Source organism: Branchiibius cervicis, assembly GCF_042661605.1.
In the GTDB taxonomy this organism is placed as follows: Bacteria; Actinomycetota; Actinomycetes; order Actinomycetales; family Dermatophilaceae; genus Branchiibius; species Branchiibius cervicis.
The window spans coordinates 2085833-2098882 of record NZ_JBHSWJ010000002.1 but is presented as its reverse complement, the minus strand read 5'-3'; the positions used below and the strand labels follow the sequence as shown (position 1 = coordinate 2098882).

The following is a 13050-nucleotide window of genomic DNA, read 5'->3' as shown; positions in this document are numbered from 1 at the left end:
TGCGATAGCGGGCTAGTCGATGAGATGGGTAGCACCCCTAGCTACTTCGCGGGACGAAAAGCCGGGCTCGGGTTCATGGTGGTGGCTCCTCGCGCGGAGGTGGAGTCAGGGCTTCTGGCTTTACATGACATCCCCGACCTGTCCTTCTTCTCGTACAGCGGTCAATTCTTCGCCCGCTGGCGCTACGAGAAAATTGACGCCGACGACGGCACCCTGGGCATCGACACCAGCACGGGCAACGGCGAGATCATCGACGGCTACCGCCGGATCGACAACATCACCGACGAGGCGCTGGCCAAGTTCGTTGCGGCGTATGGCGATTCGTTCACCAAGGACGATGTCTTCCACTACGTATATGGCTTGTTGCACTCACCTGATTACCGCGCAACGTACGCCGCCGACTTGAAGAAGATGCTGCCGCGGATACCGCTGGTCGAGGACGCCGCACCGTACGTCGAAGCAGGTCGGGCTCTGATGGAGCTGCACCTCGGGTACGAGGAAGTGGACGTGTACCCGCTGGCCGGGATCGACGCTGAGCCGCCAACTGGCGCAGACCCGTTCGACTTTTACCGGATCCAGAAGATGGCGTTCGCCAAGACCCGTGACCCCGAAACCAACAAGCAGATCGCGGACCGTTCGACCATCGTCTACAACGACCGGATCACCCTGTCCGGAGTCCCCGAGGGCGCCCACAGGTACATGCTGGGGTCGCGCTCGGCGATCGAGTGGATCATCGACCGTTATCAGGTGAAGACCGATAAGCCGTCCGGCATCGTCAACGACCCGAACGACTGGTCACGCGAAGTGGACGACCCGCGGTACATCATCGACCTGCTCGGCCGCATCGTGACGGTCAGCTTGAAGACCATGCAGGTCGTCGACGGGTTGCCAAGCCTGGCTGTCCGGGAGGTGCAATGACGTGGGAGTGAACGCTTTGATTGCGGGGTCACAGCGCTGCTTCCGGCGGCCTATAGACAGGCCGCGACACCCATTGGTCAGCAAGGATGCGAAGGCGTTGACATGGAGGGCCACGGTGGCTGGCCAGGTGCGAAGATTCACGTGCGAGGCGGGTTGGCGTGCGCAGTTGGCTCGTCCGGCGCTATCAAGTGTCGTCATTTAGAAACCATGGCAACCTTGCTTGTTGCACGATTCTCAGCCTCCCGCAAACTGATGCGGTCGCGACAACCGGCCCAATAGAGTCAGCCCCACAGCGGATGCTGTCAGCGTTGGCACAGATGTGGAGCACTTAGTGCTGGTTGGGTTTTACCGCGTTATTCGCATGATCTCCGTTGCCGCCGTCGCGCTCCTCGCGATTACTGGCGCCTTTATGGTCGCGCCGACGACGGCGACTGCCCAGGGTCCCGGAAAAGTCGTGTTTCACCTGGTCAGGACGTGTGTGATGGCTTGATCGGGGTTGCGGGCGTGATGTCGTAGCCCGGCGGCGATGTTGTCCCATCTGGCCAGGCGCAGGATGCTGATCGCGGTGTTACGCAGGGTGGCCATGATCTGGGGCGCGGCACCAGTGCGCACCTGGGAGCGGTGGCGGATTCAAGTGGTGGCTGCAACGGTGAGTAGTTCGTTGAGCATATTGGCTGGTTTGGCCCAGCCGAGGGTCTTGCGGGGACGGATGTTCAACAACCGCTGCATGTCGGCGATCTGCTCGTCGGCGAAGTTGGTGGACTTGGGGTAGAAGTCGCGGATCAGTCCGTTGGTGTTCTCATTGGTCCCGCGTTGCCAGGGCGAGTGCGGATCGCAGAAGAACACCTGGCAGTTCGTGGCGAGGGTGAACTGTGCGTGCCGGGCCATTTCCACGCCTTGGTCCCAGGTCACCGTTTGCCGCAGCGATGCCGGCAGGTCACGCATCATCGCGATCAGCTGCTCGGACACCGTGGCTGAGTCGTGGGTCAGCGGTAGCCGGCGGACCAGCACGTAGCGGGTCATCCGTTCCACCAGGGTGATCAACGCGCTGGATCCGTCGGTGCCGATCACCAGGTCCCCTTCCCAATGCCCAGGCACGGCACGATCCTCGACCTCGGCGGGGCGCTGGGTGATCATCGCCTCGTCCCCGATCCAGGAGCGGTTACTGGCCCGTGGGGGCAGGTTGGAACGGGCCCGGCGCCGGGTCCGCCCGGTGCGTAACGCTTTCTCCCCGAGGAGTTCTTGGCGTAGCGAGCCTTTGCCCTGCACGTACAGCGCTTGGTAGATCGTTTCGTGACTCACCTGCATATCGTCCCGGCCCGGGAACCGGACACGAAGCTCAGCGCTGATCTGCTCCGGGGACAACCGGTCCTGCAGCAACCGCAGCACCTCGAGCCGAAGGTCAGTGCCCGCCGCGAGCCGGGACGCCCGCGGACGACGACGCCGAACGCGGGCGGACCCAGCGGCTTGAGGTGCCCGGTAGGACCCATCACGGGGATCTCGCCCGCGAGTCACCTCCCGCCACACCGTGCTGCGGTGGCGGATTCAACCGGTCGTCGCAACACCCTGAGCTACGGAGTGTTGATGGGACGTCCAGCAGGCTGGTTGAGGGAGTTGACGGGACGTTCGGCGATGGTCTCACCGGGCGCGCCGAAGACGCGACGTAGCGTCGAGCGTGCGTTCTGGAGGGAGGTCGCGGGCGGGCTCTCATCCGAGGATGCCGCGGTGGTGGTCGGTGTGTCGGCCGCCGTCGGTGCACGGTGGTTCCGGCAGGGTGGCGGCATGCCTACGATCACGCTGACCGAGCCCGGCGGCCGGTATCTCTCGTTCGCTGAGCGGGAGGAGATCATGCTGCTGCGTGAGCAAAGGCATGGGGTGCGAGAGATCGCACGCCGCCTTGGCCGTGACCCTGGGACGATCTCGCGAGAGTTGCGGCGGAACGCGGCCACGCGGGGCGGCAAGTTGGAGTACCGGGCATCGGTCGCGCAGTGGAAGGCCGAGCTGATGGCCCGCCGGCCGAAGCCGGCGAAGCTTGCGACGAACCACCGGCTGCGCGAGTACGTGCAGGAGCGACTCGATGGCGGATGCGGCTGCCTGGCGGTACGGCGGTGAACGGTCCGCCTGTGGTGGCGTGGCAAGGACGGAACAAGCCGCACCGGCAGGACCGGAAGTGGTCGACGGCGTGGAGTCCGCAGCAGATCTCCAAACGGCTCGAGGTCGAGTTCCCCGATGATGAGAGCATGCGCATCAGCCACGAAGCGATCTACCAGTCGCTGTTCATCGAGGGCCGCGGAGCCCTCAAACGAGAGCTCGTCGCTGCACTGCGGACCGGACGGGCGCTGCGCAAGCCCCGTGCCCGATCACAGAACAAGCCCCAGGCGCATGTCACCGCGGACGTGGTGATCTCCGAGCGCCCTGCCGAGGCTGCGGATCGTGCGGTTCCCGGGCATTGGGAAGGCGATCTGATCATCGGGACGAACCGCTCGGCGATCGGCACGCTCGTTGAACGGTCGAGCCGCTCCACGCTGCTGGTGCACCTACCCAGACTGGAAGGCTACGGCGAGCAGCCGCGCACCAAGCACGGACCCGCGCTCAGCGGCTACGGCGCCGTCGCGATGAACGTCGCGTTGGTCGCGTCGCTGACCACGCTGCCGCAGCAACTGCGTAAGACCCTCACCTGGGACCGCGGGAAAGAGCTCTCCGAGCACGCCCAGCTCGCCCTCGACACAGGGACGAAGGTGTTCTTCGCCGACCCGCACTCGCCGTGGCAACGCCCGACGAACGAGAACACGAACGGGCTGCTGCGGCAGTACTTCCCGAAGGGCACCGACCTGTCCCGTTGGAGCGCTGACGACCTCGCCGCCGTGGCCTTTACGCTCAACAACCGGCCCCGGAAAGCACTCGGCTGGAAGACGCCAGCCGAAGTGTTCGCCGAACAGCTACAGTCGACCCAACAACCCGGTGTTGCGACGACTGGTTGAATCCGCCCAGTATCGAGCGGTTCGCTACACCCAGCGGCTCGCTGAAGCCGAGGCCGTCGCATCGGTCGGGTCCAAGGGAGACAGCTATGACAACGCCATGGCAGAGGCACTGAACTCGCTGTTCAAGGCCGAGTGCATCCGCAACCCGGTCATGCGGCCCAGCGGCGGCTGGAAGAACGTCGGCGACATCGAGATCGCCGTCGCCGAGTACGTCGATTGGTTCAACCACAGGCGCCTGCACGGCGAGATCGGGCTCGTCCCGCCCGCCGAGTTCGAAGCCAACCACTGGGCATCCCAGCCCGCGAAGCACTACCCTCAGAACCCGGTCCTCACCGAGGCCGAATCCAACTAACCAAGCCTCTACGAAACTCGGGATGCTTCTATGTCGTGTCAAGCGGCTTGCGTTGCTGTCGTGTTCGCCGGATGGGCGGCTGCGAGAGTCCGGAAGATCTGCCGCGCCACGTAGCGTTTGAGGCACCGTCGGATTTCTTTGGTGGTCTTGCCTTCTGCTTGTCGCCGCTGGATGTACGCGCGAGTGTCTGGGTCGGTTCGCATCCGGGTGAGCACGATGGTGTTCAAGCTGCGGTTGAGCTGGCGGTCGCCGCCGCGGCTGAGTCGGTGGCGGATCGTGTTGCCTGAGGACGCGGGGATGGGTGCGGTCCCGGCGATCTGGGCGAAGGCGGCTTCGGTGCGGATCCGGCCGGGGTGGGACCACACCGTCAGCACGACGGCGGCGGTGATTGCACCAACGCCGTGTAAGTGCAGCAGTTCGGGGGCTTGGGCGGTGACCAGGCTCGTGATTGCGGCACGATTGTTCGCCAATTCCTGGTTGAGCGTCATGATCTTCTTGGCCAGGCGCACCGCCTCCGCCCGTGCCGTGGCGATCCCCAATGGTTCGTCGCGGTGACGCCATCCGGCGACCAGGGTGAACTGAGCGGAAGTCATCGCCGTGCGGGTATCGATGCCCAGGTCGTGAGTACGCAGCAACGCCGTCAGTGCGTTGATGCACCGGAGCCGGTCGATGTTGAGGTGCTCACGTGCGACGGTCAGCACCCGCAACGCGGTGTAAGTTTCGCCGGCGCGGCGGTCGCGTAGCCGCCGCAACGGCATCACCAGTGTCGAGCGGGCGGCCAGCATGGCATCGAGGGCATCGGTTTTGCCTCGACCGCGATCGCGGCGTGGGGTGGGGGCCTCCACGACTCGGTAGCCGGCTTGGCTGAGCACCTCGGCCAAGACCGCGCCGTAGGAGCCGGTCCCCTCGGCCGAGATCAGGACGCCATCGACGTCGCCCTCGCTGCGGCGGGCGATCCAGTCCCGGGCACGACCAAGACCGGCCCGGGTCGTGGGGAAGGTGGCGTGATCAATGGCGGCACCGTTGGCCGCAACGATCGCGTAGCTGTGCGTTGCTGCATGGGTGTCGACACCGACGACGTAGCGGTAGAAGTCGGCGACGGTGGTGTGCAAACTGGTCAAGGCGATGTTCCTCTCTCGAACGGGGTGGACGTCGTTGCCGGCGTCAGCCCGGGAGAGAAGTCACGACGAGGCAGGCCTGTAATGAGCCACACCCCGAGGACGGCAATCCCCGTGGTGGACATGCTTCTGATCAAGCCATCGTCGTGGGCCAGGGTCGGCGCCGGCACCCACCGCCCGATGGACAGATCCCAGGCATGACACCCCACCGGGGGTCAGGCGATTCACGAGTCACAACACGCGGAGAGCGACAGCACCAACCCTGCCAGTCGACCCCAGGCCGACCACCACGAAGACTTACAGGCGATTCAGGTCTCCCCGAACCAGGCGTACACCTACACCAACGAGGAGTGGGGCGAAAGAACCACGTTGCCCACCGCTGCCGGGCCGGCCGAATGCGGCCGGGCCGGAGATAGTCAGCACCCTTACCTGGTCTGCAATGTCCTCACCAGCGCTGGTTGGAAGTCGTACACCAGCACGCCCGGGGACTGGGGCTACGCCTGGCTGCGAGGATGGGTCGCCAACCGCGACGGCACGATCTCCTACTGCCGAGCCGTCGCTGATGGGTCCTCTCTGACCTGCGACACCTTCACCGGCACTACCTGGAAAACTTCCGCATGGTTCAAAACCGACGTCGGCTACGGCGATGGCAACCGGACCTTCCTACCCACCGCTGCCGGGCCGGCCGAATGCGGCCGGGCCGGAGATAGTCAGCACCCTTACCTGGTCTGCAATGTCCTCACCAGCGCTGGTTGGAAGTCGTACACCAGCACGCCCGGGGACTGGGGCTACGCCTGGCTGCGAGGATGGGTCGCCAACCGCGACGGCACGATCTCCTACTGCCGAGCCGTCGCTGATGGGTCCTCTCTGACCTGCGACACCTTCACCGGCACTACCTGGAAAACTTCCGCATGGTTCAAAACCGACGTCGGCTACTCAAACTGACGTCGCTGGTAGCCGCTGCCGAGCAAACATCGTCGCAACGAGGTTGCATTCACCGGAGATCTCAGCAGGCGCAGCGCAGCTACAGGGCAGCCGGAGGCTCATCGGTCTGCACGGGGCTGATCAATGAGGACGCCGCGCCTCCTCCTGGGACCTTGCAGACTGATCCGAAGAGTTCATCTATCACCTGGGATTATGGAATGAATCCCAGGTGATATGGCGCGCCCGCCAGCATCGCTGCGCGGCAACAGCCATAGAGTGCGGAAATGAGCACAACGGCTGAGTCCGACAAGCGACCGCGGCGGCCAATTACCCCGGACTGGCACCAGCTGAACGAAGATGGCTTGCTGGTCCTGGTTGTCTGGACCGTGATCGCGGTGATTGTCGTGTTCCTTGTCGGGTGTTACTTGGCTAGCTGCCTCTATACCGACCTTCACTATTGGTGGCCATGGGGCGCCGCCACACCCCGGACGTCGTCAACGTGGCCAAGGCCTCCGCGACCGGCACCGCACTCATCGGTGCCGCAGTGGCGATCGTTCTGGGGATCCGCAGGCAGCACTCCACCGAACGCACCGTCGCGCTGAACGCCGAGGCGCAGAAGATCAGCGCCGAGGCGCAGAACACCAGCGCCGAGGCGCAGAAGGTCGGCGCCAAAGTCCAGGAGATCAACGCCCAGGCGTACGCCCTGGACCTGCGCCGCGCCGAACGGGAAGACGTGTCCTACCTACGGGACCGGTTCACCACCGCCGCCGAGCAACTCGGCCACGACGCCGACCCGGTCCGCCTCGCCGGCGTCTACGCCATGGCCACCCTCGCCGACGACTGGCTCCGCCAAAACAACCAGCACGAAGCCCAGGTCTGCGTCGACGTCCTGTGCGGGTACGTGCGCACCCGCCGCGACTACGGCGACTCCGAGGTCAAGAAGCAGGCTGACACCGAGATCCGCCAGACCATCGTGCGCACCATCACCAACCGCCTCCAACCCGACGACACACGCGGAGACCTACCGAGCTGGTCGACGCTCGACCTGGACTTCACCGGCAGCCACTTCGACGGCGACTACTCTTTCCATGGCGCCCAGTTCACCGCAGGCAAAGTCACCTTTGACAACGTGCGGTTCAGCGGCGGCACAGTCAGTTTCGATTGCGCCGGGTTCGCCGGCGGCTACGTCAGCTTCAAGAACGCCGGGTTCACCGGCGGCTACGTCAGCTTCAAGAACGCCGGGTTCACCGGCGGCGAGACCACCTTCAGCGGCGCCGGCTTCACTGGTAGCACAGTGCACTTCGGTTCCGCAAAGCTGACCGGTGGCAAGCTCTTTTTCAATGGGGCCAAGTTCAAAGGAGGTCTGGTCACCTTCACCAAGGCGACGATTTCCAATCAGATCATGTCCTTCACTAACGCAGCTTTTGAAGGTAGCCGGGTCAACTTCGACTCCGCGAACTTCAGTGGAAAGGTCAGTTTCAACCAGGCCTCGATCAATGCCGGGTCGCTCTATTTCGGTAAGGCGAGTTTTGTCGACGGCCAGGTCACCTTCAACGGCGCCAAGTTCACCGGCGGCGAGACGACCTTTGACGGCGCCAAGTTCAAACGAGGTCTGGCCACCTTCACCAAGGCCGAGTTCGCGGGTTCGGTGCCTGGGCCGTGGGGTGCGCCAACACCGCCCGATCGGTGGCCAGAGCCACTGCCCGGTTCGAGCCACGGCCACCCCCAATGATTCAGAGCACGTCACCCGACCAGGGCACATCGCTGGCGGCTGCCGCACGGGGGAATCTCGACGCGATGGGGCTAGTGTTCAAGGCCCTTAGCAGCCCGCAACGTCTGCGGATACTGATCCTGCTGCGCGACGGGCCCCGCACCGAACCCGAACTGTGCGCCGCCCTAGACCTGGGCACCATCGAAGCCCACCTACAGACGCTGCTACGGGCCGGGCTGATCGTGCGCCACAAACACGGCGTCGCCCCGAAGAACTACACCCTGGCCGAAGGGGTCACCGCCCAGCTGACCGAACTGCTGGAGAAGTTCCGTGCCTGACCAGCACCCCGCCAAACCGGCGCAAACCCCTCCCCCGACACCACCCTCGGCGGGCTGAACCAACGGGAGGTGTACTACGCCCAACAACACCGAGCCCCGAACACGCTGCGCGGATACGCCGCCGACTGGCAGGAATTCACCTCCTGGTGCCAAGCCCGCGGCTCGCAACCGGCCCCGGCCGATCCCGCCGCCCTCACCGGCTACCTCACGATGCTGGCCGACTCCGGCGCCAAGCTCGGCACCATCTCCCGGCGGCTGTCCTCAATCCGGTACGAGCACCGGATGCGGGGAATGGTGGACCCCACCACCCTGCCGAGGGTGATGCTGGTCTGGGACGGGATCCGCCGCGACAAAGGCCACGACGCCTCCCAGTCCCGGCCCCTGCTGCTACCGCTACTCATCGACGCCCTCGAGGCCTGCCCAACCACCCGCGTATTCAAAGACCCGAAACGGGCCGATGAACCCGATCTCGCCGGCGCCCGGGACCGGGCGCTGCTGCTGGTCGGATTCGTCGCCGCGCTACGACGCAGCGAACTGTCCGCCATGAACGTGACCGACCTCGACGACCACGAACTCGGCATGGTGATCTCGCTGCCTCGGTCCAAAACCAACCAGCACGGACCCGCCGAACTCGTCGTCCTGCCCCGCAGCAGCAACCCCGCACGGTGCCCCGTCACCGCCCTGACCACCTGGCTGGACCTGGCCGGCATCACCGACGGTCCGGTGTTCCGCGGGGTCACCAAAGGCAACCGGGCACGACCCGGGCGGCTTAACCCAGAATCGATCAACACCCTCGTCCAACAAGCCATTACCCGGACCGGGCACAACCCTGATGGGTACTCCGCCCACTCCCTGCGGGCCGGGTTCGTCACCCACGCCCACCTACGCGGCGCGACCGACCGAGCCATCGCCCGTCAAACCCGCCACCGGTCCCTAGCCTCCGTCGGCACCTACGTGCGCGTCGAAAGCGCCTGGAACGACAACGCCGCGACCAACCTCGGCCTATGAACCTCGATCCACCGATGAGCCTTCGGCGGGTGGCGTCGGCGGGACTGTCGCAAAGTCGGTGTTTCTGGTCCGTGACACGCCCCTTTGGTTGGGGCGGGATCGGAGTAGTTGGGTATGACACTGCAGGACATGAACGACAGCACGGTGAAGCAACCGGATGCGACGGGTTCGCGGGGCCGAAAGGTGCCGGCTGACCGGCGGCCGAAGGCCTCGGTCCTTGAACAGGCTCGCCGGGAGGTCATCGCCGATCTGGTGCGTCAGGTGCGTGCCGGTGGCGAGGAGCTGACCGGGCCGACGGGGTTGTTGAAGGAACTGACCAAGATGGTGCTGGAGGTCTCCCTCGAGGAGGAGATGACCGAGCACCTGGGCCGCGGCAAACACGAGCCAACCGCCGACGCGGGCGGTGATGACGGCGACGTTGGTCGTGACGGGGACCAGGGCAGCGACCAGGTGCTCGACGGCGATGTGATGGACGGGCGGGATGGCCCAATCCGTAATGTTCGTAATGGTTTCCGGACCAAGACGGTCATGACCGACAACGTCGGCAAGGTCGCCATCCAGGTCCCGCGGGACCGGGCGGGGACCTTCGAACCGGTGATCGTGGCTAAGCACCAACGCAAGCTGGGCTCGTTGGACGCGTTGGTGTTGTCGCTGACCGCCAAAGGGTTGACCACCGGGGAGATCAGCGCCCACTTGGAGGAGATCTACGGTGCGTCGGTGTCCAAGGACACCATCAGCCGGATCACCGACCGGGTCAGCGAGGAGATGGATCAGTGGTTGGCGCGGCCGTTGGAGGCGGTGTACGCGGCGATCTTCATCGACGCGATCGTGGTCAAGGTCCGCGACGGGCAAGTCGCCAACCGCCCGTTCTACGCCGCGATCGGGGTCACCGTCGATGGCTGCAAGGACGTGCTCGGCTTGTGGGCCGGGACCCCCGGCGACGGCGAAGGAGCCAAGTACTGGCTGTCGGTGCTGACCGAGCTGAAGAACCGTGGCGTGACCGACACGATGTTCGTGGTCTGTGACGGGCTCAAAGGCCTACCGGAGGTCGTGGAGACCACCTGGCCGGACGTGATCGTGCAGACCTGCGTGATCCATCTGCTGCGCAACTCCTTCCGGCTCACCTCCCGCAAGTACTGGGACCAGATCGCCAAGCAACTCAAGCTGGTGTACACCGCCCCGTCGGCGACCGCAGCACGGGCGGAGTTCGACACGTTCGCCGCGGCGTGGGGTGATCGGTACCCGGCGCTGATCCGGCTGTGGGACAACGCGTGGGAGGAGTTCACCCCGTTCCTGGACTACCACCTGGAAGTGCGGCGAGTGTTGTTCTCCACCAACGCGATTGAGTCTTTGAACGCCCGGTACCGGCGGGCTGTTCGCGCCCGGGGACACTTCCCCAACGAGCAAGCCGCCCTGAAGTGCCTGTACCTGGTGACTCGTTCACTGGACCCGACCGGGCGCGGTCAGGCACGATGGACCATGCGATGGAAGCCAGCGCTCAACGCGTTCGCGACCGTCTTCGAAGGCCGCTGGCCCACCGCAGAGAAGTACTAAATCAAGTGGGCCAGAAACACCGAATTTCGGACACTCCCGGAAGTACACCAACAAGATCACCCCGCCGACCGGATCGCAGGTGGGTGCGACCACGATCAGCGGGAACCCGGTGACCTCGGTGACCAACGGCGCCGGTGAGACCACGTCGTACTTCTACGACGATTACCTGAACGTGACCAAGATCGTCGCCGGGGATGTGACGGTCACGTATGTCTATGACGCGGACAACCGGGTGATCTCCCGGACTGATCAGCAGCAGAAAACGGTGTACACCTATGACGTGCGGGGAAATTTGGCGTCGGTAGCCACGACACCGATCGCGACCGGCGCCCCCGCCGCGCGGACGGTGACCTATACGCATGACCTTGTCGGGAACATGACGTCCCGGGCCGTAGACGGTAAGAGCACCAGCTATTCCTACGACGCCCGGAACCTGCTGACGAAGATGGTCGGGGTCGACGGGGCCGCGACGACGTTCTCTTACGACGCCGACGGCCGCCGCACCGACACCTACTGGCACGTCAACGCCAGTGGAACGTCGTGGATGGCGCGCAGCCACACCGATTTCGACAAGTCAGGGCGGGTGACCCGGTCCTGGACGCAAGGGACCTCGGCGTCGGCGACCCGGATCGTGGACAACAGTTACAGCTACGCCAAGGCCGGTAAAGACACCGGGCTCATCCAATCGATCACCAACAACCTGATCAGTTCGGGGAACGTGGCCACGATCAGCTACGACTCGCAGAACCGGATCAGTGCGGTGAGCAACTACAACAACGTGGCGGGCAACGACGGGCATTCCTACACCTACCAGTACGACAAAAACGGCAACCGGACCCAGGTCACGGTCGACGGGACGACGACGCAGACCGTCAAGTTCCGGCCCAGCGACAACGAGATCACTTCCAGCGGGTACTCCTACGACGCGGCGGGACGGCGCACCGTAGATCCGCACGGGGGACGATGACGTACAACAAGGCCGGGCAAATGATCAAACAGGTCACCAACAACGATTCGGCGGATCTGCGGTACGCCGGAGCGGACCAGAACGAGATCATCCAGCAGACCCGCGCCGGTAACCCTGCGATGAACTACTACTGGGGTGTCGCTGGACAGGCCGGGACCCCGACCCTGGAGGAAGTAACTGGTCCGTTCACGCAGTACTGGGACAACGATGCCGCCGGACAACCGATCGACATCGTGCAGGACGGGAAACCGTACTTCATCGTGTTCGATGGGATCGGGCAGTGGTTCAGCACCGTGACCGCGCAGGGCACCCAGAATGGTGCCACCCAGTACGACCCGTACGGGGCGTTCCAGTCCGACATGCTCACCGCAAACACCACCACTGCCAAGGGTCAGGTCAAGGGGTCCACCGACGGGAAGGTCAGCGCGAACGCGGCCGGTACCGGTGGTCAAACCCCGTGGGCCACGATCGGGGTAGGCGACCACATCACCCACTGGTGGAAGCGAGGTGCCCGGTGGAATGACACCTACACCGGCACCTGGACCACCGTGGACCCCATCACCCGCCTCAACGACCCCGACCGCGCCAACCCCTACACCTACGCCGGCGACAACCCCATCAACTACACCGACCCCGCCGGCCTTTGGCCAGATTGGAGTCAGCTTGGGGACGACGCACTCTCATGGGCTGTTGGTTTCAGCGTCACCTTTACCTGCGACTCCATCGCGTTTGCAGCGGCACCGGAGACGGGCGGTCTCTCCTTGGGCGCCACAGTCGGATGCGGTGCTCTGGGGGTCGGAGCAAGCTGGTTGGTGGATCAGCTGTGATCAATTTCACGATCTCGCTGATGGGCGTTCTATTCGCATCGGTTCTTGCCTACGGACTGTTCGCGAAAACCACCAGCGCTACCCGAAGGAACGTGTTGCTTGCCGCGACGCTTTTAGCTGTCGTCACTCTGGTAGTCATATTGGTTGACGTGACCCGGACTTGATCCGAGCGCGGCCGCAGTTCCCGGTTGCGAAGCTTTAGACACGCTTGAGCAGCCAAACGTTTCGCAACCGGGATAGCCGGCGAGCTAGCTAGTAGCTGAGGCAGGCGCCACCCAGCAGTTCCAGGCGGTCGAGCGGATCTTCGAGGGGGCAGCCAGGGCTGCGGTCGCGGCGCGCGGTGGTTTCGCGG

At 64.7% G+C, this 13050-nt stretch carries 12 protein-coding genes and 1 pseudogene; 10 read left to right on the top strand and 3 right to left on the bottom strand.

Annotated features, from left to right (window positions below):
• Positions 1-24 precede the first annotated feature (24 nt).
• Positions 25-918, top strand: coding sequence for a type ISP restriction/modification enzyme (locus ACFQBT_RS11020; protein ID WP_377822689.1), 894 nt, complete (start codon positions 25-27; stop codon positions 916-918).
• 459 nt (positions 919-1377) lie between these two features.
• Here the strand turns inward: ACFQBT_RS11020 and ACFQBT_RS11015 are convergent, their stop codons facing one another.
• Complete coding sequence (locus ACFQBT_RS11015) at positions 1378-1530, bottom strand: hypothetical protein (protein WP_170119803.1); 153 nt, start codon at positions 1528-1530, stop codon at positions 1378-1380.
• 18 nt (positions 1531-1548) lie between these two features.
• Positions 1549-2445 carry an IS30 family transposase gene (locus ACFQBT_RS11010; RefSeq protein WP_377822686.1) on the bottom strand — a complete coding sequence of 299 codons (897 nt, stop codon included), beginning with the start codon at positions 2443-2445 and terminating at the stop codon, positions 1549-1551.
• Positions 2446-2502: 57 nt separating this feature from the next.
• Between ACFQBT_RS11010 and ACFQBT_RS11005 the strand changes: the two are divergent.
• Together ACFQBT_RS11005 and ACFQBT_RS11000 are read left to right on the top strand one after the other, a co-directional pair.
• Positions 2503-3899, top strand: a pseudogene (locus ACFQBT_RS11005) (IS30 family transposase).
• Complete coding sequence (locus ACFQBT_RS11000) at positions 3880-4251, top strand: integrase core domain-containing protein (protein WP_377822684.1); 372 nt, start codon at positions 3880-3882, stop codon at positions 4249-4251. Before ACFQBT_RS11005 ends, ACFQBT_RS11000 begins: the two are co-directional and overlap by 20 nt.
• Positions 4252-4289: 38 nt before the next feature.
• Here the strand turns inward: ACFQBT_RS11000 and ACFQBT_RS10995 are convergent, their stop codons facing one another.
• The gene (locus tag ACFQBT_RS10995) at positions 4290-5372 is read right to left on the bottom strand and encodes an IS110 family RNA-guided transposase (protein ID WP_109685050.1); all 1083 of its coding nucleotides are present in this window, start codon (positions 5370-5372) and stop codon (positions 4290-4292) included.
• Between the two features lie 366 nt (positions 5373-5738).
• Between ACFQBT_RS10995 and ACFQBT_RS10990 the strand changes: the two genes are divergently transcribed.
• The 7 genes from ACFQBT_RS10990 to ACFQBT_RS10960 all read left to right on the top strand — a co-directional run bounded on the left by ACFQBT_RS10990 (position 5739) and on the right by ACFQBT_RS10960 (position 12698).
• Positions 5739-6314: a hypothetical protein gene (locus ACFQBT_RS10990; protein WP_109685048.1), complete on the top strand. Its 576-nt coding sequence runs from the start codon at positions 5739-5741 to the stop codon at positions 6312-6314.
• A gap of 445 nt (positions 6315-6759) precedes the next feature.
• Entirely contained in the window at positions 6760-8025 is a 1266-nt protein-coding gene (locus ACFQBT_RS10985; protein WP_377822682.1) for a hypothetical protein, read from the top strand.
• Positions 8026-8090: 65 nt separating this feature from the next.
• Complete coding sequence (locus tag ACFQBT_RS10980; RefSeq protein WP_170119801.1) at positions 8091-8342, top strand: ArsR/SmtB family transcription factor; 252 nt, start codon at positions 8091-8093, stop codon at positions 8340-8342.
• Positions 8343-8411: 69 nt separating this feature from the next.
• Positions 8412-9350: a site-specific integrase gene (locus ACFQBT_RS10975; RefSeq protein ID WP_377822680.1), complete on the top strand. Its 939-nt coding sequence runs from the start codon at positions 8412-8414 to the stop codon at positions 9348-9350.
• Between the two features lie 129 nt (positions 9351-9479).
• On the top strand, positions 9480-10904 hold the full coding sequence (locus ACFQBT_RS10970) for an IS256 family transposase (RefSeq protein ID WP_377825450.1): 1425 nt from the start codon (positions 9480-9482) through the stop codon (positions 10902-10904).
• 79 nt (positions 10905-10983) lie between these two features.
• The gene (locus ACFQBT_RS10965) at positions 10984-11871 is read left to right on the top strand and encodes a hypothetical protein (RefSeq protein WP_377822678.1); all 888 of its coding nucleotides are present in this window, start codon (positions 10984-10986) and stop codon (positions 11869-11871) included.
• Entirely contained in the window at positions 11868-12698 is an 831-nt protein-coding gene (locus tag ACFQBT_RS10960) for an RHS repeat-associated core domain-containing protein (protein ID WP_377822676.1), read from the top strand. Before ACFQBT_RS10965 ends, ACFQBT_RS10960 begins: the two co-directional genes overlap by 4 nt.
• The last annotated feature ends 352 nt before the right edge of the window (positions 12699-13050 follow it).